Annotated in this window: 22 protein-coding genes and 1 riboswitch; of the genes, 10 read left to right on the top strand and 12 right to left on the bottom strand. The window is 35.8% G+C overall.

Annotated elements, in window-relative coordinates; translation table 11 throughout:
* Positions 1-46 precede the first annotated feature (46 nt).
* From ACAN52_RS20325 to ACAN52_RS20335, 3 genes are all read right to left on the bottom strand, one after another.
* Positions 47-724, bottom strand: coding sequence for a DUF554 domain-containing protein (locus ACAN52_RS20325; protein ID WP_378956901.1), 678 nt, complete (start codon positions 722-724; stop codon positions 47-49).
* Between the two features lie 190 nt (positions 725-914).
* Positions 915-1,820, bottom strand: a complete 906-nt coding sequence (locus tag ACAN52_RS20330) for a ParB/RepB/Spo0J family partition protein (protein ID WP_378956902.1) — start codon at positions 1,818-1,820, stop codon at positions 915-917.
* A complete protein-coding gene (locus ACAN52_RS20335; protein ID WP_378956903.1) occupies positions 1,813-2,574 on the bottom strand; it encodes a ParA family protein in 762 nt (253 codons plus the stop codon). The genes ACAN52_RS20330 and ACAN52_RS20335 overlap by 8 nt, the downstream gene beginning before the upstream one ends.
* A gap of 350 nt (positions 2,575-2,924) precedes the next feature.
* Positions 2,925-3,029: riboswitch (SAM riboswitch) on the top strand.
* A gap of 315 nt (positions 3,030-3,344) precedes the next feature.
* On the opposite strand from ACAN52_RS20335, the gene ACAN52_RS20340 reads away from it, so the two are divergent.
* From ACAN52_RS20340 to ACAN52_RS20350, 3 genes are all read left to right on the top strand, one after another.
* Positions 3,345-4,025 carry a methionine synthase gene (locus tag ACAN52_RS20340; RefSeq protein ID WP_378956904.1) on the top strand — a complete coding sequence of 227 codons (681 nt, stop codon included), beginning with the start codon at positions 3,345-3,347 and terminating at the stop codon, positions 4,023-4,025.
* A gap of 7 nt (positions 4,026-4,032) precedes the next feature.
* Positions 4,033-6,411, top strand: a complete 2,379-nt coding sequence (locus ACAN52_RS20345; RefSeq protein WP_378956907.1) for a homocysteine S-methyltransferase family protein — start codon at positions 4,033-4,035, stop codon at positions 6,409-6,411.
* A 229-nt stretch (positions 6,412-6,640) separates the two neighbouring features.
* On the top strand, positions 6,641-7,912 hold the full coding sequence (locus ACAN52_RS20350) for an ankyrin repeat domain-containing protein (RefSeq protein ID WP_378956908.1): 1,272 nt from the start codon (positions 6,641-6,643) through the stop codon (positions 7,910-7,912).
* Positions 7,913-7,959: 47 nt separating this feature from the next.
* Here ACAN52_RS20350 and noc read toward each other — a convergent pair whose 3' ends face one another.
* The 9 genes from noc to rpmH form a co-directional block, all read right to left on the bottom strand.
* Complete coding sequence (gene noc, locus ACAN52_RS20355; RefSeq protein WP_378956909.1) at positions 7,960-8,886, bottom strand: nucleoid occlusion protein; 927 nt, start codon at positions 8,884-8,886, stop codon at positions 7,960-7,962.
* An 83-nt stretch (positions 8,887-8,969) separates the two neighbouring features.
* Positions 8,970-9,686, bottom strand: coding sequence for a 16S rRNA (guanine(527)-N(7))-methyltransferase RsmG (gene rsmG / locus ACAN52_RS20360; protein ID WP_378956910.1), 717 nt, complete (start codon positions 9,684-9,686; stop codon positions 8,970-8,972).
* The gene (gene mnmG / locus ACAN52_RS20365; RefSeq protein ID WP_378956911.1) at positions 9,683-11,566 is read right to left on the bottom strand and encodes a tRNA uridine-5-carboxymethylaminomethyl(34) synthesis enzyme MnmG; all 1,884 of its coding nucleotides are present in this window, start codon (positions 11,564-11,566) and stop codon (positions 9,683-9,685) included. Before mnmG ends, rsmG begins: the two co-directional genes overlap by 4 nt.
* 14 nt (positions 11,567-11,580) lie before the next feature.
* A complete protein-coding gene (gene mnmE, locus ACAN52_RS20370) occupies positions 11,581-12,966 on the bottom strand; it encodes a tRNA uridine-5-carboxymethylaminomethyl(34) synthesis GTPase MnmE (protein ID WP_378956912.1) in 1,386 nt (461 codons plus the stop codon).
* 245 nt (positions 12,967-13,211) lie between these two features.
* Positions 13,212-13,835, bottom strand: coding sequence for an RNA-binding cell elongation regulator Jag/EloR (gene jag, locus ACAN52_RS20375; RefSeq protein WP_378956913.1), 624 nt, complete (start codon positions 13,833-13,835; stop codon positions 13,212-13,214).
* A gap of 18 nt (positions 13,836-13,853) precedes the next feature.
* A complete protein-coding gene (locus tag ACAN52_RS20380) occupies positions 13,854-14,492 on the bottom strand; it encodes a YidC/Oxa1 family membrane protein insertase (protein ID WP_378956914.1) in 639 nt (212 codons plus the stop codon).
* Positions 14,493-14,557: 65 nt separating this feature from the next.
* On the bottom strand, positions 14,558-14,764 hold the full coding sequence (gene yidD / locus ACAN52_RS20385; RefSeq protein ID WP_378956916.1) for a membrane protein insertion efficiency factor YidD: 207 nt from the start codon (positions 14,762-14,764) through the stop codon (positions 14,558-14,560).
* Between the two features lie 10 nt (positions 14,765-14,774).
* The gene (gene rnpA, locus ACAN52_RS20390) at positions 14,775-15,125 is read right to left on the bottom strand and encodes a ribonuclease P protein component (protein WP_378956917.1); all 351 of its coding nucleotides are present in this window, start codon (positions 15,123-15,125) and stop codon (positions 14,775-14,777) included.
* A 50-nt stretch (positions 15,126-15,175) separates the two neighbouring features.
* Positions 15,176-15,310 carry a 50S ribosomal protein L34 gene (rpmH, locus tag ACAN52_RS20395; protein ID WP_378956919.1) on the bottom strand — a complete coding sequence of 45 codons (135 nt, stop codon included), beginning with the start codon at positions 15,308-15,310 and terminating at the stop codon, positions 15,176-15,178.
* A 613-nt stretch (positions 15,311-15,923) separates the two neighbouring features.
* Between rpmH and dnaA the strand changes: the two genes are divergently transcribed.
* From dnaA to gyrB, 7 genes are all read left to right on the top strand, one after another.
* A complete protein-coding gene (gene dnaA, locus ACAN52_RS20400; protein WP_378956920.1) occupies positions 15,924-17,420 on the top strand; it encodes a chromosomal replication initiator protein DnaA in 1,497 nt (498 codons plus the stop codon).
* Positions 17,421-17,739: 319 nt separating this feature from the next.
* The gene (dnaN, locus tag ACAN52_RS20405) at positions 17,740-18,849 is read left to right on the top strand and encodes a DNA polymerase III subunit beta (RefSeq protein WP_378956922.1); all 1,110 of its coding nucleotides are present in this window, start codon (positions 17,740-17,742) and stop codon (positions 18,847-18,849) included.
* Entirely contained in the window at positions 18,850-19,065 is a 216-nt protein-coding gene (locus ACAN52_RS20410) for an RNA-binding S4 domain-containing protein (protein WP_378956923.1), read from the top strand.
* Positions 19,066-19,076: 11 nt separating this feature from the next.
* The gene (gene recF, locus ACAN52_RS20415; RefSeq protein WP_378956925.1) at positions 19,077-20,174 is read left to right on the top strand and encodes a DNA replication/repair protein RecF; all 1,098 of its coding nucleotides are present in this window, start codon (positions 19,077-19,079) and stop codon (positions 20,172-20,174) included.
* 5 nt (positions 20,175-20,179) lie between these two features.
* Complete coding sequence (locus ACAN52_RS20420; RefSeq protein WP_378956926.1) at positions 20,180-21,016, top strand: DUF721 domain-containing protein; 837 nt, start codon at positions 20,180-20,182, stop codon at positions 21,014-21,016.
* Entirely contained in the window at positions 21,016-21,279 is a 264-nt protein-coding gene (remB, locus tag ACAN52_RS20425) for an extracellular matrix regulator RemB (protein WP_378956928.1), read from the top strand. Before ACAN52_RS20420 ends, remB begins: the two co-directional genes overlap by 1 nt.
* A 40-nt stretch (positions 21,280-21,319) precedes the next feature.
* Positions 21,320-23,236: a DNA topoisomerase (ATP-hydrolyzing) subunit B gene (gene gyrB, locus ACAN52_RS20430; RefSeq protein ID WP_378956929.1), complete on the top strand. Its 1,917-nt coding sequence runs from the start codon at positions 21,320-21,322 to the stop codon at positions 23,234-23,236.
* Positions 23,237-23,279: the final 43 nt, after the last annotated feature.

Genomic DNA, 23,279 nt, shown 5'->3' on the forward strand with positions numbered 1-23,279 from the left:
ACCTTTCTCTTTACACTCGAATTTGATTTAACTGATTTAATATTTTCTAAGACCATAATAAAACAATCACTGCCGCAACAGGTACTGCAGGAAGTAAGTTAGCTACTTTTATTGTCTTAATTTCCAATACAAGTAAACTTATCCCAATAATTAACAAACCACCTACGGCTGTCATTTCTCGAATCATTGCTTCAGAAATAAAACCGCTCAAACTACTTGCTAATAACGTCAGTGTCCCTTGGTATAGTAATACGGAAATACTTGATAAAGCTACACCAATTCCCATACCAGAAGCAAATACAACTGATGCAACAGCATCAAGCATGGATTTTGCATATAAAGTGCTCGCATCACCTGTTAAGCCATCTTGTATAGAACCCACAATTGCCATTGCACCTACACAAAACACTAAACTACCAGTAATGAAGCCTTCTCCGACACTACCATACTTGTTTCCCATTTTCATTGTCAACCATTGTCCAACCCGATTTAAACACCGATCGATGTCCATAAATTCGCCAATCAGACCACCAATGACGATACTAATGATGATAATCAGTATATTTTGTGTCTTTAAAGCCATCTGTAACCCAATCAACCCTATTGATAATGATAAACCTTGCATCACGGTTTGCTGATATTTTACTGGGACATTCTTTTTTAATAAAAGCCCAATTAATGATCCACAAACGATCCCAACGAAATTTACTAATGTCCCTTTCAATTCAGCCCCCAACTCCTTGAACAATCTATTTTACAGTTTCAAGAGCCTTAGTGCAACTATACATTCACAAAACGTAATCGCCAAGACCTATTTATTAAATTTAAAAGTTCTTAAGACCATCAAAATTACTATATCTCATGAAAATTTCATATAATGTTTCACGTGAAACATTATATGACCCTTTTCATTTCTATACAACAAATATCCCCTTCGGTTTATTTGATATTGCTGTCGATTCTCCACTTAGAATGTCAAGAATACGCTCAAAATCTTCAGGGGAATAAAATTCAATTTCTATTTTGCTTTTTAGTTTACCAGGTTTTATTTTCACCTGTGTCCCCAAAATTAATTTTAATCGATCTTCAGCTTCAACTACAAAAATTCCTTTTTCATCTGATGATTTCATCGTTTGTTTAGCTGGTTTAGGAATTTCACATAATCGTTTAACCAATTCCTCTGCACCACGCGCTGACAAATCATCTTCAATAATGATCTCTGCTGCTTCTAGTTGTAATTCACTGGTCTCTAATGCCAATAAGGGGCGAGCTTGTCCCATTGATAATGTTCCACGTGAAACATATTCTTGAACTGTTGGATGCAAATTTAACAACCGTACCATATTGGCGATCAGAGAGCGACTTCGTCCGACTTTACGACCAACTTCTTCCTGTGTTAATGAAAGTTCATCCATTAGCCGACGATAAGCTAACGCTTCTTCAATTGCATTTAAATCTTCTCGTTGTATATTTTCAATGAGTGCGATTTCAGTCATTTCCCCATCAGTATATTCTTTAACGATTGCTGGGATCTCATTCATACCAGCTTGCTTAGAAGCTCGCCAACGACGTTCGCCAGCAACAATTTCATAACCATTTAATACTTTTCTAAGAACAATTGGTTGCAATATGCCATATTGCGCGATGGAATCTGCTAGTTCAGTGAGTGCCTCTGGATCAAACACACGCCGTGGTTGAAATTTGTTAGGACTTATTTTTTCGATGGGAATATTATTTATAATGGGTTGTTCTTCACCATTACTACCACCTGAAAATAATGCATCAAGCCCCCGCCCGAGACCTCGCTGAGTTTTATTCATGATCGATCACCTCTCTTGCCAAATCAAAATATACCTGTGCTCCTTTAGATTTAGGATCATATTTGATTACGGGTTGACCATGACTCGGCGCTTCGCTAAGACGGACATTACGAGGAATAATTGTTTGATATACTTTATGACGAAAGTGATTCTTAACTTCATCAACAACTTGAATTGATAAATTTGTTCGTGCATCAAACATGGTTAACACGACTCCTTCTAAAGACAATGCTGGGTTTAAATTTTTCTGCACAAGTGTTACAGTATTCATTAATTGAGAGAGACCTTCTAATGCATAAAATTCACATTGGATAGGCACCAATACAGAATTAGCTGCCGTTAAGGCGTTAATTGTCAATAATCCTAAAGATGGAGGGCAATCAATAATCACATACTCATAGTTATATTTGACATTATCCAACACCCGTTTAAGTTTAGTTTCTCTTGACATAATTGACACCAATTCTATTTCGGCACCTGCTAATTGAATTGTCGCTGGTAAAAGCATCAAATTTTCAATCTGGGTTTTTAAAATAACATTTTCTGCTGGTATGTCATTAACTAAAATATCATAAATAGATTGTTTAATTTTGGTTTTATCGAAACCAAAACCACTCGTAGAATTACCTTGGGGATCAAGATCAACTAGTAATACTTTTTTGCCTAACTCAGCTAAACAGGCACTCAAATTAACAGAAGTCGTTGTTTTACCTACGCCACCTTTTTGATTGGCAATTGCAATAACCTTTAACAATCAATTCACCTCATCTTCTTATTTATATTTCAAATCTAGCCCTTATTATCTTAATAGCCACCAGCCACGAAATATTTGATATTTTTAGTCATTCCACACTCTCAATAACATTTCCTGCCGAAAATAGCATGGATAAATAGAAGTCCTAGTAAAAACCCTTCTTTTGAAGTAAACTTTTCTAATCTCAAGCCTTAGTATAAAGAAAAACCTCTATTTACCTCACTTTCAACTGCCAATATAAACTAAATCCTTTCTACTTAACATCAAGAAGATCATCTATTTTTTATTTATAAAAACATTGACATTTATGACATTCTGCTTTATTATAAGTTAAAATTTTATCATTTGTTCTCTTATCGAGAGTGGTCGAGGGACTGGCCCTATGACACCCAGCAACCAGCATAATGCAAATGGTGCTAAGTCCAGCAGAGTCTCATCATTCTGAAAGATAAGAGGAAAGAATAGTTTATATAAAATAAGCCTCTTTCCTCAAGGAATAGGGCTTATTTTTTGTATAAAGAAAACTTGACTTTGGTCAAGCCTTAGCGCAGACCAAAGTCTTAGTTGCTCTTACTTGTAATCAAGAAAGTGCTATACTTTCTGATTACGCAAAAAATATCTCTTTTGAAACTGCTGGTTATTGTTTTCAAGAATAGAGTAAACTGATAAAATGTACTTATAATATGAAGTGAAAATCTAATCATTATTTAAGAAATTTTTTTGATAAACTGACTAAAATAGCTATAAAAAATAATACGAGGAGGAATACAATGCCAGTCTATAACCCAGCTTTAAAACCTCTCAATCTTAGTGAGATAAAACGTTATTCCGGTTTAGATCAATATGCGGAATTTCCTTCTGAATTAATTGACCAAGCTTGTACAGAATCATATCTTCTAGTTCAGCCTCAGGCCACATGGCAAATATATGATTATGATGCGAATACCGCTACAATTATGGGATCTCCTCCCCTTACATTACACGCACCTAAAATTATTAATTATTTGTCTCAAGCTATACAGATTGCAGTAATAGGTTTAACGATCGGTCCAAAGCTTGAACAGAAAGTCAGTAACTATTTTTCCAATGGTGAATATACATCAGGCTTGTTACTAGACGCCGCAGGTACAACAGCCGTCGAAGTAGCAGCCGATCAAGTATGTGATTTTATAAAAAATCAAGCTATGCGCCAAGGCTATCTAACCCTCCCCCGTTTTAGCCCTGGATATGGAGGATGGGATATTACTGTACAACCTCTTATTTTAGATTTAGCCAATGGAGATGCTATTAACTTAAAAGTTACAGAATCGTGTATGTTATTACCACGTAAATCAATTACTGCAGTCATTGGAATTACTGCTCATCAGCATGATACAAACGTTGGCTACATGTATCAAGATACAACTTGCCCTCAATGTACACAAATAAATTGTCTGGCTAGAAAGGATTGAAATAACTATGATTTATATTTTTGATGGTGCTATGGGAACTATGCTACATGATGCCGGTTTGCCAACAGGTGCCTGCCCTGAATTGTGGAATATTGAGCAACCAGCAGCCATAACAGCAATACATAAAAGTTATGTTGATAGTGGTGCTGATATTATCGAAACCAATACCTTTGGTGCCAATCGTATCAAATTAACACATTATGGCCTACAAGATAAGGTCGCTGCAATCAATGTGGCTGCTGTTCATGCTGCTCGAGCGGCATGCGGCCCCCACACCAAAATCGCAGGGTCCGTAGGTCCTACTGGTAAATTAATTGCGCCGTTAGGGGATTTAACTTTCGACTATGCTTATGAAGTCTTTTTCGAACAAATTAATGCCCTCGATCAAGCTAATGTTGATATGATTATTATTGAGACAATTATTGATATTCAAGAAATGCGTGCTGCCCTCCTTGCGGCTAAAGCAGCAACGAAGAAACCCATTATTTGTCAAATGTCTTTTGAAGAAGATGGACGCACAGTTACGGGTACTGATCCTGTTACTGCAGCAATTATACTCGAAGCAATGGGTGCTGATATTATTGGTGCAAATTGCTCTTTAGGCCCATCTCAATTATTGACTATTGTTGAAAAATTATCCAAAATTATTACTTGTCCCATTAGTATTCAACCAAATGCAGGAATGCCAAAACTGGTAAATAAACAGACAGTCTTTCCAATGACTCCTGAAGAAATGGGCACATGGGCTAAACGATTGGCTAAGGCTGGCGCCAGCTATATTGGTGGCTGCTGCGGTACTACCCCTATGCACATCAAAGCTATGAAAGAAGCATTAAAAAATATTTCTATCCCTATTCTTCCTATTCCAAAATGTTTGAATAAAAATACAGCCTTAACAAGCCGCAGTAAAACCATCTATATTGGCGCTGGTCAACCTACGGCTATCATAGGGGAACGTATTAATCCTACTGGTCGTAAGCAATTAGCTGCCGATATTCGAGAAGGACAGTTCATGTCAGTGAAAAAAGAAGCGTTAGAGCAGCTTCGGGCTGGAGCTCATATTCTAGATGTGAATATGGGAGTACCAGGAATTGACCAAGCATACGCTATGCAACACGTCATAGAAGAATTATCAATGCTTGTCGATGCCCCCCTCGTCATCGATACAACAGACCCAGTTGCATTAGAAGCTGGCCTCAAGGCATACCCTGGCCGGGCGCTTATTAATTCAGTCAGCGCAGAACCTGAACGATTGGAAACCTTCTTACCTTTAGCGAAAAAATATGGAGCTGCTATATTATGTTTACCCATTGCACCAGGTGGTGTCCCCACTACTGCCATGGAACGATTGCATATTATTAGACAAATTACTCAAGCTGCTTTCGCAGTTGGCCTTCGCCCCCAAGATTTTGTACTTGACGCTTTAGTTCTCACAGCTGCGGCTGATTCAAAAGCTGGTTCTGAAGTACTTTCTGCACTAAAACTATATAGAGAACAATTAGGTTACCCCACTACCATGGGACTGAGCAATATCTCCTTTGGACTACCACGTCGCGATATTATTAACTCCACCTTCTGTGCAATGGCTCTAGCCTCCGGTCTTGACGCACCTATTTTAAATCCTTATGATTCACTTATGCAGGATACCTTAGCTGCTTCAGCTGCACTCCTTGGTCATGATGCTAACGGTCGAGGGTACAGCATGCATTATGCACCAAATAGACAGGAACAACAAGAAGTCACTCCCTCAGTACCTAAAGGACTTGTAGAACAAATTCGTCATGCTGTGATTTCAGGAGAAAAAGAAGCAGTAATTCCTTTAGTTAAGCAGGCCCTCTCTGAAGGCATCAACTCAAATTCAATTACCGAAGAAGGCTTAACTGCCGCTATGAATGAAGTCGGTATCGCTTTTGGTAGCGGTCGCTGTTTTCTCCCCCAAGTACTCTTATCTGCTGAAACTATGAGTGCTGCCTTTGCTACTATCAAACAAGTTTTACCTGCTCATACTATTACTAGCCTTGGTACAGTTATTTTGGCAACCGTTAAAGGTGATATCCATGATCTAGGCAAAAATATTGTCTCTGCCTTGTTAGAAAATAGTGGTTTTCATATTATCGACTTAGGTAAAGATGTTTCCACTGAAGAGATTGTTCAAGCAGCTTTAACCCACAATGCAGATATTGTAGGTCTATGTGCCCTTATGACAACAACAATAACACAAATTGATCAAACGATTGCAGCACTTAAAGCTGCAGGTAGTACAACCAAGACTCTCGTAGGCGGAGCGGTGGTTACCCAAGAGTACGCTACACAAGCTGGAGCCGATGCCTATGCCGAAAATGGCGTAGAAGCGGTAACTATAGCTAAAAAACTTCTTCTTAAATAAAAACCTTAGTAAGCATTTTTATTTGGAAACAAAATAACATATATTCTTAATTTATAAAAATAGAGACATCGTGCTTATCGAGCACGATGTCTTTATTTTTATAAAATCTACTTTTTATGAAAAATACTTACAAAAATTGCAGGATTTTTCATAACATAGCAAGAATTTTCATTATACATGTATACATGTAAATACTAATAATTTAGCTAACGAATAGGCAGGGTAGCATATGAATAATGAACAGGAACTGGACCAAAAATCGATTGATGAGTTGCTAGCTGCTGCTAATAAAGAATTATCAGAATCCGATATCCCTCCCACATCAGAAATAACTGAAGATCAACAACCATCAATTACAGAAACATCGACTACGTCGGAAAGCACTGAGAACGTTATACAACCAAGAAAAAAAATTTTTACGAAAAAGGTCGTTTCAGTTATTATTATCTTATTTACATCCGTGAGTACAATTGGTGGAATCCTAGGTTACAAAATGGCTGATCATGCCATTGCATCAAGATCTCCTCTCGAAAAACTCATCCAACAAGGCATCACTTTCGAGGAAAAAAATTTTGTTGCGTACGCAGGACGTGGTGACAAAGATATTGTCACTGCCTTCTTAGAGGCAGGTATGCCGGTAAATGTAGTTCGTGATACTGATGGATGGAGTCCCTTAATCGCTGCTAGCTTTTACAAAAAGACAGAAATAGTAAAACTTCTACTTGAAAGACAAGCCACTGTTAATCTACAAGATAAGTATGGTAAAACAGCTCTCATGGAGGCGTCGGCAATGGGTGCTGAAGATATTGTACTTATGTTGATTGAGTATGGAGCCAATCCTAACGTGCAGGACAATAATGGACGTACTGCCCTTATGGAAGCCTATTTTAAAAAACATGCCAAAATTGCTGAAACACTCAAAAGTCTTGGAGCACTTCCAACGATTCAAGCGAATGACATCGCAAAAGCTCCTCCTGCACCTCACTCCTTACCAAAGGAAGAGTTACCTCCTTCTCCATTATCATCAGCAACGTCTGATGAAACTCGCCTGAGTATGAATAAAGCTGGTTCTATACAAATTGGTATGCCACTAGAGGATATACAAAAAAAATATCCAAATCTCACGATCACTGGAAAATATATTGATGGGCTGAAAAAAACAATTGCTACTATTTATTTAAAAGATCCCAGTACTCCTTCATTACAGTTAGAACTATCTAGCGGTAAGCTAAAACTTATTTCTACGATTAGTGTCTATGATGAGCAATTTTCAACAGATAAGCAAATTACAATTCACTCCACAGTGGGTGATATTCGCAATCAATATACAATCAATGATATTAAAGTAATTAATAGTTCTTTATTTCTTGTCGTGAAAAGCATTAAAATGCTCTTCGAACTTGACTTAAATAAAGGGTCAATCCCTACTGAATGGCTAAATACCGGGAATCCTAACTCCATACCTCCTGATACAAAAATTAAACGTATCATCATTTATTGACAAAAACACCTGATATAATCAAGTGTTTTTGTCAATTTTTTATATCGTTATCTTTGTTTTGGAATACGCAAATTAATATGAATATATTCTTCATCTTGTTCTTGCTTTACCTTGATTTTAAGTCCTGTTTTTTTCATTTCACCAACTACACTATTAATGGTGTTGATAAAAATCCTCACATCTCTAATTACTTTTACCACACTACGCTTTGGTCTATTTTTTTCCTCAATTTGTTTGGCAATATCTTCTAAAAATTCTTCAATTAGTTCTTCTGTCTCTCGGACGTTTAAACCTTTCTCGCGAATTAATTCCAATACTTCCATTTGTAATCGAGAATCATCTATTTTAAGTAGAGAACGAGCATGACGTTCTGTCAATTTTTCTGCTGCCACTACAGCTCTAACCTCTGGTGCCAATTTTAACAACCGCAGTTTATTAGCAATGGTTGACTGTTTTTTCCCCATCCGCTTAGCCAATTCTTCTTGAGTAAAAGAAAAGCTAGTAATGAGTTGTTGAAAACCTTCCGCTTCTTCCAAAAAATGTAGATCTTCACGTTGTAGATTTTCAATCATGGCAAGTTCTGCCACTTCTTTATCCGTAAAGTCTTTTACAATGACAGGTACTTGCTCTAATCCTGCTAATTTTGAGGCTCGCAGTCGGCGTTCGCCGGCCACCAATTCAAAACCATTTAAGACATTACGTACAATTAAGGGCTGAATTACACCATATTCTTGAATGGAAGCAGCCAATTCTTGCAATGAATCATTGTTAAATATCTTACGAGGTTGAAAAGGATTTGGCATAATATCAGCACTATTGATTTGGTGTACATTATCTGCCTCATCACCGTGACCAGCAGTTGTAATGCTTTGTATACAGTCTAGATCTGTTTCAATAGGTTTTTCGTCTTTAGTCTGCGCGACTATTTTAGAGGGTGCTGAGCTCAACCCCAATAATCTGGCCAAATTTTTCATTTATACACCACCTTATCTATAATAGCCTCACTAATATGGTAATATTCGCCATTATTGAAATAATTCCTCTTGAAATGCATTTACTATAATGGATTTTTTTCTGCCATACCAGGACGGCGGGGATAAGATAGTGGGGTTTTTCTTACTTTTTTTATATAGATAACTGCCCGCACGTCATCAAGTCCCGGTAGCTTTACATTCTCTACTTTGACGATTTCTCCTCCTAAGAGCTCTAAGGCCCCTCTGGCCTCATCAACCTCTAGGCTATACTGTGACCCCTTAAGTGCAATAAAAAAACCACCTACGGCTACGAAGGGCAGACACCACTCACATAAAACATTTAATCTAGCGACTGCTCTTGATACTGCTATATCATACTGTTCTCGCAGTTGTTTATTTTTTCCACCATCTTCAGCGCGACTATGTACAAAATTAATATCCATAATTCCTAACGCATTTGCAACAGCTTGTAAAAACAAGATTCTTTTATTTAAAGAATCAAATAATGTTAATTTAAGATCTGGCCTGAAAATCTTGAGAGGCAATCCTGGAAAACCAGCACCAGTCCCCACATCAATAATCCTTGCACCCTTTTTGAAAATTGACGGTTCATAACAAGATAGGGAGTCGATCATATGCTTAACAGCTACGTCTTGAGGAGCGGTAATTGCTGTTAAATTAACTTTTTCATTCCATTCGACAAGCAATTCAAAATAAGTATTAAAATCTTCAACTTGTCCGTCGGTCAATGTCAATCCATACTCACAAGCAACTCTTCTTATTATATCTTTAAATATCACTTCTCACCTTCCCCCTTCCTACGCCATTGTTCTAAATAGACCATTAACATTCCAATATCAGCAGGTGATACTCCAGAAATTCGTGATGCCTGCCCAATTGATAATGGACGAATCTCATTTAATTTTTCTTGCGCTTCTACTGCCAAACCGCTCAACTGAGTATAATCAATCGTTGAAGGTAGTAATTTTTCTTCTAATTTGGAAGCTCGCTGCACTTGTTCAAGTTGTTTGCTAATATATCCATCGTATTTAGCAGAGATCTCAACTTGTTGCCGTACTCCAGGGCTGAGATCAGGAATTTCAAAATGTTGCTGTAACATTTTATAACTAATCTCCGTGCGACGCAATAAATCATAGAGTGTGATACCTGTTCTAAGTTCTGCTGTACCCATTTCTTTCATTTTTTCCTGTGTTTCAGGAGTCGGTGTAATGACCATACTACGTAAGGTCAAAAGAGCAGCACTAATCGCATCACGTTTAGTGATAAATCTTTCATATCGCTCATCCATCACTAAGCCAATTTGTCTTCCTTTTTCCGTTAGGCGTAAATCCGCGTTATCTTGTCTTAAAATAAGCCGATATTCAGCTCTTGATGTCATAATACGATAGGGCTCATTCGTCCCCTTTGTCACTAAATCATCAATCAATACGCCAATATAGCCATCAGCCCTTGATAAAATAAGCGCCTCTTCACCTTTTACTAAACGAGCCGCATTAATTCCCGCAATCAGCCCTTGCGCCGCAGCTTCTTCATAACCTGATGTTCCATTAATTTGTCCTGCTGAAAACAATCCTGTAAGTTTTTTAAATTCTAAGGATGGTTTCAATTGAGTCGAATCAATACAATCATAATCAATCGCATAACCCGGGCGCATAATTTTAACATTTTCCATCCCAGGGATCGTTTTTAAAAATTCATACTGAACATCAATTGGTAAACTTGTCGACATTCCCTGAACATACATTTCATGAGTATTATATCCTTCAGGCTCAATAAAGAGTTGATGGGCTTGTTTATCTGTAAACCGTACAATTTTAGATTCAATTGATGGACAATATCGTGGACCAACGCCCTCAACGATACCTGTATACATGGGTGCTCTATGTAGATTGTTACGTATAATCTCATGAGTTTCTTCATTTGTGTATGTAAGCCAGCAGGGTAATTGTTCACGTGTTTCAATATCACTCATAAAAGAAAAATTATGAACCTCTTCATCTCCAGGTTGAATATGCATTTTTGAAAAATCTAAGGACCGTCTATCTACACGTGCCGGTGTCCCGGTTTTGAACCTCATAATACGAATACCAAATTCCTTAAGAGAATCTGTCAACTTCTCTGATGCCCGTTGCCCGCTCGGACCACCGCTATAAGCAAGTTCGCCAATAATAATTTTTCCACCTAAATAAGTACCTGTAGCCAAAATAACACTTTTACCATAATAAATTTCACCGGTTTCTACTTGTATACCATATACAGCTTGATCTTTAACTAAAAGTTTATCAACCATTAACTGCTTGGCTTCCAAATTAGGTTGGTTTTCAATAGTCTCTTTCATGACTGCCTGGTACAATTTTCGATCAGCTTGTGCCCGAAGTGCATGTACTGCAGGCCCTTTACTGACATTGAGCATACGCATCTGTAAACTAGTTTTATCACTATTGATTCCCATTTCTCCGCCTAGTGCGTCTAGCTCTCTAACCAAATGTCCCTTCGCTGGTCCGCCAACTGACGGGTTACAAGGCATTAATGCTATATTATCAAGATTTAAAGTCGCAAGTAATGTATTACAACCAATACGAGCAGCTGCTAATGCAGCCTCGCATCCGGCATGCCCTGATCCAATAACAATGACATCATAACTTCCTGCAATAAACAAAATTTGTCACTCCCTTATTTACCAATACAAAAATTCGTGAATATCTGCTCAATAATATCCTCACCAACAGTATCACCAGTAATTTCACCAAGGGTATCCCAAGCATCCCGCAAGTCAACAACAATACAATCTGGTGGCATATCATTATCAATGGTTTCAAGCACTGCGACGAAATGCTTTTTAGCAACTTCTAGCAAACTCGCCTGGCGCAAATTATTCACAAATGCACCTTCTTTTTGCTGAACTTGTCCACTATACACTAGATCAAAAATTCCTTGCTCAAGTTCAGCTAAGCCGATATTTTCAACGACTGATATTTTAATAATTTGTTGATCTGATACATAACGATGGACTTCATCCATATCTAAAAGAGTCGGCAAATCACTCTTATTGACTAATACAATGGCTTCCCGCTGAGAAAGCAGCTGCAATACTTCTCGATCTTCCTCCGATAGCGGTATGGATGCATCAAGTAATACAAGAATTAAATCCGCTGTAGTAATAAATTCTCGTGATTTTTCCACTCCTAATTTTTCAACAATATCTGTCGTTTCTCGTATACCAGCAGTATCTACAATTTTTAACGGTATACCTCGAATATTGACAAACTCTTCAATACTATCTCTCGTTGTACCTGGTACATCTGTGACAATCGCTCTTTTTTCTTTAAGCAGAGCATTCAACAAACTAGATTTTCCAACATTGGGCTTACCAATAATCACAGTTTCAAGCCCTTCTCTTAATATCCTACCAGTTTCTTTCGTTGCTAACAAATAATCGATTTCTTCCACCAATGCGATAACAGCCTTTTGTACATCATGAGCTGCTAATTCTTCAATATCTTCTTCTGGAAAATCAATTGTTGCTTCAAGATTGGCGATCATTCCTAAAATCTCATGTCGCATAGTACGAATTTTTTCTGATAATGCCCCGGCTAGCTGTCCTAATGCCATACGTAGTGAAGCATCTGTTTTAGCCCTGATAATATCAATGACAGCTTCTGCTTGTGCCAAATCCAGCCGTCCATTCAGAAAAGCTCTTTTAGTAAATTCACCTGGCTCCGCCAATTTCGCCCCATACCGCAAAGTTAGTTCTAAGATTTTTTTAAGTGGTATACTCCCTCCGTGACAATGAATTTCCACAACATCTTCTCTCGTATATGACCGCGGTGCTCTCATCACCACTACTAATACTTCATCAATTATTTTTTGATTTTCTGGATCTACAATATGACCATATGTCATTTTCTGCGATTCAATCTCCATTGTTTGTTTAAGCTTAAGTCCTTGAAAAATTTCATTTAAAATCGAAATCGCTTTATTACCACTCATACGAATTATGCCGATAGCACCTTCACCTACTGCTGTAGCGACTGCACTAATTGTTTCCTCTTCAAACACTTCACACACTCCTGACTTATCCATCTTTTTAACTATTTTATCACACATAAACTTGATTTATTTATAATACTCAAAACAAGATTTCTGATCTTATAAGAAAAGACTTGGCTTGTGCCAAGTCCTCAGACTTAAGGCACGAGCCTTAGTCTTTCTTACTTAGAATCAGAAAAGTGTTATATTTTCAGATTCCGCTAGTAAAACCCAGCAATAAATAATTATTACTGGGTTTTATATTATGAACATTTTTATCTTTTTAAGGCAATCACAACTTTACGATAAGGTTCTTCCCCTTCACTATACGTAACAATGCGTTGATCGTTTTGTAAAGCCATATGAATAATTTTACGTTCATTTGAACTCATCGGTTCTAATACTACTTTTTCTCCACGTCGCTTAACATTATCGCCCAAACGACTAGCCAAACGAATCAAGGTATCAGTACGACGTTGACGATAATCTTCTACATCAAGCACAATGCGTACTTTACCTTCAGCATCACGGTTTGCCGCTAAATTAGTTAGATATTGTAATGCATCTAAAGTCTGACCATGTTTACCAATCAAAATTCCTAAATCATTACCGCGAATATTGAATGTAGTAATATCTTGCTTGGTTATCTTCTCGATCTTTATTTCTAAATTCATTAAACTAAAAATTTTTTCCAAAAAATCCTGAGCAACCGTCATTGGATCAATCGGCTTAACTATCACTCGTACTTTTGCTAATTTGGTACCAATAAAGCCAAGAAAACCCCGACTTGGTGCTTCTAACACTTCATAATCAATGCGATCTATACTTACTTCGAGTTCACTCAAAGCTGAAGCTATCGCATCTTCAATGGTTTTACCAGTTTTTTCCACAGAAGTCATCGTGTTAATTAGCCTCCCTTATTTTTGAGGTGTACCACGGTACATCCACCACTGTTGGGCTATTTGGAAAGTATTACTCACTACCCAATATAATACTAAACCAGCAGGAAACGTAATGCTGATGTAGCCAATAAATAGCGGCATAAAATTCATCATCATTTTAGTTTGTTGGTTAGTATCAGTAGTTGTCTGCTTTTGTTGAATATAAGTAGTGGCTGCAGATAATATCGGTAACACATATAAATGATCTGGCCCAGATAAATCAGCAATCCATAAAAAACTCGGCAAATGGGCATATTGATAATCCCGTATGGCATAAAAAATCCCCATAAGGATAGGCATTTGCACAAGCAGAGGTAAGCACCCTGCCAAAGGATTGACTCCAGATTCTTTATATAAAATGGCCATTTCCTTATTTAATTTTTCTGCATTACCTTTGTATTTTTCTTGCAATTCTTTCATTTTAGGCTGCAAATCTTGCATTGCCTTCATACCCTTAACCTGTTTAACGGTCAATGGATACAATGCTAATTTGATAACCAAAGTAACCAAAATAATCGCTATACCATAATTGGCCATGCCGAGAGAAACCGTTACACCATAAAAAAAGGTCAATAAATCCTGCAAAAGACCAATGGCCGAGTCAAACAAAACCAAAATCTCACGTCCTCAATATTAATTTGGCATAAACCAATTTAAAATAATCTTTTATTCAATATATATTAAACAGGATCATAACCACCAGGATGAAATGGGTGGCAACGTAAAATTCGTCCCACAGCTTTTCGTCCTCCTCGTACTATCCCGTATTTTTCAATTGCTTGTAATGCATACTCTGAACAAGTCGGCACAAAACGGCAAGTAGGTGGTTTAAGCGGTGAAATAAATAAACGATAAAATTTGATCATTATTATTGCTATTTTTTTCATTACTCACTACCTACTTAGCCAAAATTTTTGCCTTATTACACAAATGGATAAAAGACTTCGTAACAGCCATACGATCAGCTTTGATGGCAGCTTGTCTACCTACCAATATTAAATCAACACCATCAATCAGTTGAAATTGATTTAAACGATAGGATTCACGCAACAAACGTTTTACACGATTGCGTACTACCGCCCCACCCAATTTTTTTCCTGCCGCAAATCCGACTCGGCGCACATTGTCGCAATTGGGCAATACATACAATACAACCATTCGATTGGCATATGATTTACCTGATTTATATACCGTTTGAAAATTTTTATTTTTGTGTAACATCCCTTGCTTAGATAACTTATATATCACAATTCATCATCCCGCCATATGGACAAAATAAGCCACTTTTAAGGGACCTACTATGCAGATAAAGTTTTTCTGCCTCTAGCACGTCTTTTCTTGAGAACCAATTGGCCACCTCTAGTTTTCATACGTTCACGGAAGCCGTGTGTTCTTTTTCTCCATAATGTGTTTGGTTGATAAGTACGTTTCATTTATTTACACCTCCTTGCTAAAATACAAAAGCTTTCAAGTTAAAATACCTATTTTTAACTACTAAACATTATAGACTAAATACGCCTGAAGTGTCAAGAAAATTGCACTTTAACTTTTATCTAAGCTTTCTCTAAGCTGTTGATAATTTTTATATCATAATGTTCTAATTTGTAAAAACCTGTTGATAACTTATATTCTTTTTGTTAATATAACATATATAAGTTATCAACAGGCCTTTTTTATATGTTAGTTATCTACATATATTTAAAGTTATTCACATTTCGACCTATTTATTAACAACCTTATCCACAAAGAAAATTAACGCTAATTACTCTAATAAATACAAGGCTGCGAATTTATTTTTGCCTTCGCTATTGTATTTTTTTTTCGCTAAAAAGTATCTTTTTGAATATAGTTATTCACATTTGTTGATAACTATGTGGATAACTTATCTAGATGTTAATAAATTTTGTTGATATGTTATATTATAAGGTATAAAAACAGTATTAACGCTAAACCTACTAGCTCTATACTCTAACCTTTTCTTCACCAATCTAGTTATGAGTCGGATAGCATTAGTTATTATTTGTATAAACAGAAAGGATTGAATGTATGGACACCCTACAAGCAACAATAGTGTGGGAACAGGTATTAAAAAAATTAGAACAAGAATTGTCCAAGCTCATGATTGATACCTGGCTCAGACCAACGGTTCCCTTGAATTTAACTGAAACCACCCTTGAAATAGGAACTCCTAAACAAATTATCAAAGAATGGTTAGAATCTAGATACCTACCAATTATTCTATCGACCGTCCATTACATTACCAATAAACCTTTAGATGTCATTTTTATTAATTTAGATGTAGAGGATCAAATTAATAAAAATGATCTTAATGAAGAACTCAAAACTGACACAATTGAAATTGAAGAGATTCCTGAACAATTTCTACAACCAGAAAAACCTAAAGTAACACCTCCTCCCAAAACCCTCATGCGAAATGTAGCGCAACCTCAAGTATATAAGCCATCTCCTGATGCGGAACAAAAACTATCTCTACAAGACAATGTCGCAGAAGAATCAATGGCAATACTCAATCCTAAATATATTTTTGAAACATTCGTTATTGGTAATTCAAATCGATTAGCTCATGCTGCATCTTTAGCCGTCGCCGAAGCACCAGCAAATGCCTATAATCCCTTCTTTATTTATGGAGGTGTTGGTCTCGGTAAGACTCACCTTATGCATGCAATCGGTCATCGAATTTTACAAAATCATCCCAAACTTAAGCTATTATATATTTCTAGTGAAAAGTTTACGAATGAGCTAATTAATTCGATTCGTGATGGTAATCCTGAAAGTTTTCGTCAAAAATATCGAAATATTGATGTTTTATTAGTTGATGATATTCAATTTTTATCAAAGAAAGAACATACTCAAGAAGAATTTTTCCACACTTTTAATACGCTTCATGAAGCAAATAAACAAATCATTATGTCTAGTGATCGTCCGCCTCGTGAAATTCAAACATTGGAAGATCGCTTGCGTTCACGCTTTGAGTGGGGACTCATTACTGATATTCAGCCTCCTGATTTGGAGACAAGAATTGCAATTTTACGAAAAAAAGCAATGATGGAACACTTAAATGTCCCAAATGATGTCATGGTGTATATTGCTAGCCGCATTGACAACAATATTCGTGAGTTAGAAGGTGCCTTTATTCGTGTCATTGCTTATGCTTCTTTAACAAATCAAACTGTCGATATTGATTTAGCAACAGAAGCATTGAAGGACATTTTTCCACAAGGTAAACCAAAGCAAATCACGGTTGAATTAATACAGGAAATTATTGCGTCCTACTTCAAACTTAAAGTTGATGAATTATTAGCGAAACGAAGAACACGCAACGTCTCTTATCCAAGACAAATCGCCATGTATTTATCTCGAGAATTAACAGAAACTTCATTACCCCGTCTTGGTGAAATGTTCGGAGGACGTGATCATACGACGGTCATTCATGCCTATGAAAAAATAAGCCGTGAACGTAACGAAGATGTCAAACTAAGTAATACCATCAAAGAATTAATCAAAAAAATTGAAAATAATTAGAATTTCTATAGCCCATAACTCCTAAAATCCGCTATTTTACTAACATCGCGGACTATCGTCGACACAAATAGTGTATAACCTTGTTAATAACCTACATGTTTCCCTGTAGACTATTTGTTATCAACTTAATTATACGAAAATCCTGTGGATTTGTGGATAACCCCTATATTGTTTACTGACAGCTTATTAACAGTCTTCTTGTTAATTCGACAAGGGGCTGTCGATAGTTATCAACATATCTACAGCCCCTACTACTATTACGACTATTTTATTATAAAAACGTACTTTTAGTACTAATATACCGATTGGAGGTCACAAAATGAAAATTTCCTGCACAAAAGATATGTTAAACCACGCAATACAAACCGTACAAAAAGCAATTGCCACTAAAACACCTATGCCTATTCTGACAGGTATTTATTTATCTGCTAAAGATGCAACTCTAGAACTTCAAGCTACTAATTATGAGATTGGTATCAGTTGTATCATTGATGCAATTGTGGATGAACCTGGTGATATTGTATTATCTGGTCGTTATTTTCAAGAAATAATACGAAAGCTGCCAGGTGAAAACATTGAAATTTCTTCTAATCAAGAAGATCGAACAATCAAAATCACTTCAAATCAAGCACAATTTAATTTATTAAGCTTACCAGCTGAAGAATTTCCAGTATTAAATAAACCAACAAGTGATACCGTATTAACAGTAAAAGATAATATTCTACGTGAATTGATCAAAAAAACGGTGTTTGCTTGCGCAAATGATGAGTCTAAACCAATCTTTACTGGCGGATTATTAGAAGTTGATCAGCATAATATCACAATGGCTGCTACAAATACTCATCGGATCGCTATTAAAAAAGACCATATTGGTCATAATACTAATACGGTTAAAATGATCATCCCTGCCAAAATCTTAAATGAATTAGCACGAGTGATGGTCTCAGATGTCCCTATGGATGTAACAATTTATTATCAAAAAAATCAAGTATCCTTTGCTTTTGATAATGTATATATTTTGTCACGCCTAATTGAAGGAAATTTTCCTGATTACAATAAAGTAATCCCTCCTAATTTTGCTACTATTATCACGACTAAAACTCATGATTTTATGGATGCTGTTGAACGTGTCTCTTTATTAGCTCGTGACACAGATTATAATATTATTAAATTGGCTTTTAAAAATGATTGTGTTATTATTACATCTAACAATCCTGATATCGGAAAAGCATCTGAAACAGTACCGATTAGCATGAAAGGGAATGAAATCGAAATTGCGTTTAATGCTAAATATGTCACTGATATTCTGAAAAATATTACGAGTGAACAACTCATTTTTTCACTGAATACCCCACTCAGTCCAGCAAGTATTAAACCAACAGATGATCAAACCTATAACTATATCATTACGCCTGTGAGGATTAATTAAATGGAAATAATAAACATATCAACACCAACAATACAACTCGATCAACTATTGAAATGGGCTGGTATTGCAGAATCAGGTGGACAAGTTCGATTGTTTATCGATGATGGCTTAATTTCATTAAATGGAGTAAAAGTCCATGAACGCCGTAAGAAAATTCAGCCTGGTGATATCATTGAAATTCAAGAAATTGGAATATGGAAAGTTATGGCTGAATAAAAGGTGTAGCAATGAAAGTAACTAAAATAATATTGCGAAATTTTCGTAATTATGTAAACATCACATTGGATTTTACGCACAGTATTAATATTTTTATTGGTGAAAATGCGCAAGGTAAAACAAATATATTAGAATCAATTTATTATGGTGCAATGGGGCACTCTCACCGTACAAATACAGATACTGAATTAATTCGCTGGGAAGAAGAGAATGCTAGTATTAGTATTTTTTTTTCTCGCTTATCCATTGAAAATAGTTTATTATTTAAATTTAATACCCAACAAAAAAAAGAAATTATTTCCAACAATTATACGATAAAGCCTAAAGAATTAATGGGATTATTGAATGTTGTATTATTTTCTCCTGAAGATCTAATGCTAATAAAAGGTATGCCAAACTTACGTCGACGATTTTTAGATATGGAAATATCACAAGTTAACCCATCATATTATCAACAATTATTAAAATATAATCGCATTGTATCTCAACGTAATACACTTCTTAAGAAAATTAGAGAGAATAAAGAAACACCTGATATGCTTGATGCTTGGGATGAGCAGTTGGCAATTGTAGCTACTCAAATTGTTACTAAAAGGCAATCTGCAATTAAAAAACTTGCTATGCTCGCAAATTTGATGCACAGAAAAATTACTAATAGTAAAGAAAATCTGACAGTGGTTTATCAAAAACACGGTATTGATGAAATTGATAGTAAAAATCTAGCTGCTGAGTATAAAAATAAATTAATACATTCACGGCAAAATGATATTTGGCGAGGGAGTACAAGTGTAGGACCCCATCGTGATGATTTGATATTATCAGTGAATGGAATTAATTTACGAACCTTTGGTTCTCAAGGGCAGCAACGTACAGGGGTACTGGCCTTAAAATTAGCAGAATTAGAATTTATTAAATCTGAAACTGGTGAGTATCCAGTTTTATTACTTGATGATGTCATGAGTGAATTAGATGCTTCTCGTCGAGAACATTTAATCTCATTCATCCAAGATCGTGTACAAACATTTATTACTGCAACTGAAGAAAAATATTTCCCTGATCGGAAATTTGGAAAATTTCATCATGTAATAAACGGTACGATTGTGGAGTGATAAATATGCAGAGAATGGTGGATATAGTTCCAATTACGATTCGAAATATGGGGTTACAAAAGAAATATAATAGCCAATCTATTATTGTACATTGGAAAAAAATTGTTGGTGATGAGATTGCTACTCATGCTTACCCCACCAACGTACAAAGTGGTATCGTGGTCCTTAGTGTGAATAATTCAGTGTGGTCCCACCATTTATCAATGATGAAAGAAAGTATTATTTCAAAAATTAATGATTTTATTGGTGAAAAACTTATCTTAGATATTCGATTTCAAGCAGGATATTTAAAAAAGTTACAGAATGAAGAAGATACTAATACGGATATGCACTCTTCACATAAACATAAATTTAATAAAATAAAATTAGAAGAATCTGATCTTAAACTTATCCACCAAACAGTCGAACCTATCCATGACAACTATTTAAAGCAAAAAATAGTACGTATTATGCGTAGAGATTTTTTGCTGAAAAAAATAAAAAAACAGAGTAACTGGCACCAATGTGCCAGTTGTACTGTTTTATGTCCACCAGATCAGTCTTACTGTAGTGTATGTAAATTGACAAAAAAACATGAAGTCATCACTCGAATTATAAGTACTTTAAAACAAATTCCATGGATACGCCATCATGAGCTCAACGAACATATACCTTGTACAGATGAAGAATTTCATCAAGCAAAATATACATTAGTATCATCGATTGGTAGGGCGATCCAAGATGGAGACACTGATAAATTTAACATCATGATTTTTATTATGTTAACTACTGGAGCTAAAATTGAAGCCATTAATGAAGCTGTTATCAACAAAACTTTGGATAAATTCAGGAGGAAAAAGTAATGTTTTTACATCTAGGCGCTGATATCGTTGTTCCTTTGCGTGATGTTATCGCGATTACAGATTTTAAATCTGGTAAATCCGGTATTAATAAAGAATTTTTAAATAAGATGCAAGATGAAAAAAAAATGATTGATATCTCAGAAAAAAATTGTAAAAGTTTTATCATTACGAATAAAACAGTTTATTTGTCAGCCATTTCATCGTTAACATTAAAAAAGAGAGCTAATAGTTTTTCAATGTCCAATTCCTTAATAAGTATATAAATATACATAGTTGTAGTTGATTTTAGGTTGGAGGTAAACAATGAGTATTGAACAAGATATGACAGTAAATAGTAATTATGGTGCTGAACAAATACAAGTATTAGAAGGTTTAGAGGCTGTACGTAAACGTCCAGGAATGTATATTGGTAGTACTTCTGCTAAAGGGTTACATCATTTAGTTTATGAAGTTGTTGATAATAGTATTGATGAAGCATTAGCTGGTCACTGTAATAAAGTTGATGTTACTATTTGTCATGACAATAGTATTATTGTTTCAGATAATGGGCGTGGTATCCCAGTCGGTATGCATGAAACTGGTAAACCCGCTGTAGAAGTTGTTCTGACAATCCTACATGCTGGTGGTAAATTTGGCGGCGGTGGCTATAAAGTATCAGGCGGTCTTCATGGTGTAGGTATATCTGTCGTGAATGCTCTCAGTTCTTATTTAGAAGTTGAAGTAAAACAAAGTGGCAAAGTTCATAGTATTCGTTTTGAAAAAGGTTATACTGCAAGACCTTTAGAAATCGTTGGTGATACTGAAGAAACAGGCACTAAAGTAACTTTTAAACCAGATGGAGAAATATTTGAAGAGACAGTATATAGTTTTGATACGTTAAAACAACGTTTAAGAGAATTAGCATTTCTAAACAAAGGTCTTACAATTACGTTAACGGATGAACGCACAGCAACAGAAAAAGTCTTCTTTTATGAAGGTGGTATTTGTTCTTTTGTTGAGCATTTAAATAAAAATAAAACTGTATTACACGTAGCGCCTATCTCTATCTTTGGTTCAAAAGATACGAGTATTGTAGAAATTGCTTTACAATATAATGAAAGTTATGTAGAAAATATTTATAGTTTCGTTAATAATATTAACACCCAAGAAGGTGGTACTCATTTAAGTGGTTTTAAAATTGCACTGACACGGACTGTCAATGATTATGCCCGTAAATTTAATATATTAAAAGATAATGATGAAAATCTAAGTGGTGAAGATGTTCGTGAAGGTTTGACTGCGGTCATTAGTTTAAAAATTGAAGAACCACAATTTGAGGGACAAACTAAAACTAAATTAGGAAATAGTGAAGTCCGCGGTATTGTAGATAGCGTTGTTTCTGACCGTTTAAGTGAGTTTTTTGAAGAAAATCCAGCGGTTACTCGGAAAATTATTGAGAAGTCTGTTATGTCTGCCCGAGCTCGTGATGCAGCTCGTAAGGCACGAGAGCTTACTCGTAGAAAAAATGCTTTAGAGGTAAGTTCATTACCAGGAAAACTAGCAGATTGTTCTATGAAAGATCCAATGCAGACTGAGATTTATCTTGTTGAGGGAGATTCAGCAGGCGGTTCGGCAAAACAAGGGAGAGATCGTCGTTTTCAGGCAATCTTACCTCTTCGAGGTAAGATTCTTAATGTCGAAAAAGCTCGCCTTGATAAAATCTTAAATAACGAAGAAATTCGTGTTATGATTACAGCCTTTGGTAATGGGATTGCTGAAGATTTTGATTTAGAAAAAAGTCGTTATGGAAAAATTATTATCATGACAGATGCTGACGTTGATGGTGCCCATATTCGTACTTTATTGTTAACTTTCTTCTATCGTTATATGAAACCTCTGATTGAAGCTGGGCGTATTTATATTGCTCAACCACCTTTATATTTAGTTAAAAAGGGTCGTGAGAGTTGGTATTTATATAGCGACGATGAAATGACTAAATTATTAAGCCGCATTGGCCGCGATAATATTAATGTACAGCGCTATAAAGGTCTTGGTGAAATGAATCCTGATCAGTTGTGGGAAACTACAATGAATCCTGAAGGGCGTACAATTCTTCAAGTCGAACTTGGTGATGCCTTAGCTGCTGATGAGATGTTCTCTGTCCTTATGGGAGATAAAGTAGAACCACGACGTAAATTTATTGAAGATAATGCCCATGATGTTAAAAATTTAGATATTTAATAAAGTTAATACGTGGTATATTACTGATTCCACAAAAAAAGCA

This window comes from Pelosinus sp. sgz500959 (assembly GCF_042610375.1).
GTDB lineage: Bacteria > Bacillota > Negativicutes > DSM-13327 > DSM-13327 > CTSoil-075.

What these genes read in the sequence shown, in the direction of transcription:
- ACAN52_RS20350 (WP_378956908.1), top strand. Translation starts at nt 6,641, where the DNA reads ATGAATAATGAACAGGAACTGGACCAAAAATCGATTGATGAGTTGCTA.
- yidD (WP_378956916.1), bottom strand. Translation starts at nt 14,764, where the DNA reads ATGAAAAAAATAGCAATAATAATGATCAAATTTTATCGTTTATTTATT.
- ACAN52_RS20340 (WP_378956904.1), top strand. Translation starts at nt 3,345, where the DNA reads ATGCCAGTCTATAACCCAGCTTTAAAACCTCTCAATCTTAGTGAGATA.
- noc (WP_378956909.1), bottom strand. Translation starts at nt 8,886, where the DNA reads ATGAAAAATTTGGCCAGATTATTGGGGTTGAGCTCAGCACCCTCTAAA.
- ACAN52_RS20345 (WP_378956907.1), top strand. Translation starts at nt 4,033, where the DNA reads ATGATTTATATTTTTGATGGTGCTATGGGAACTATGCTACATGATGCC.
- ACAN52_RS20410 (WP_378956923.1), top strand. Translation starts at nt 18,850, where the DNA reads ATGGAAATAATAAACATATCAACACCAACAATACAACTCGATCAACTA.
- ACAN52_RS20420 (WP_378956926.1), top strand. Translation starts at nt 20,180, where the DNA reads ATGCAGAGAATGGTGGATATAGTTCCAATTACGATTCGAAATATGGGG.
- dnaN (WP_378956922.1), top strand. Translation starts at nt 17,740, where the DNA reads ATGAAAATTTCCTGCACAAAAGATATGTTAAACCACGCAATACAAACC.
- remB (WP_378956928.1), top strand. Translation starts at nt 21,016, where the DNA reads ATGTTTTTACATCTAGGCGCTGATATCGTTGTTCCTTTGCGTGATGTT.
- rpmH (WP_378956919.1), bottom strand. Translation starts at nt 15,310, where the DNA reads ATGAAACGTACTTATCAACCAAACACATTATGGAGAAAAAGAACACAC.
- gyrB (WP_378956929.1), top strand. Translation starts at nt 21,320, where the DNA reads ATGAGTATTGAACAAGATATGACAGTAAATAGTAATTATGGTGCTGAA.
- recF (WP_378956925.1), top strand. Translation starts at nt 19,077, where the DNA reads ATGAAAGTAACTAAAATAATATTGCGAAATTTTCGTAATTATGTAAAC.
- ACAN52_RS20330 (WP_378956902.1), bottom strand. Translation starts at nt 1,820, where the DNA reads ATGAATAAAACTCAGCGAGGTCTCGGGCGGGGGCTTGATGCATTATTT.
- dnaA (WP_378956920.1), top strand. Translation starts at nt 15,924, where the DNA reads ATGGACACCCTACAAGCAACAATAGTGTGGGAACAGGTATTAAAAAAA.
- jag (WP_378956913.1), bottom strand. Translation starts at nt 13,835, where the DNA reads ATGACTTCTGTGGAAAAAACTGGTAAAACCATTGAAGATGCGATAGCT.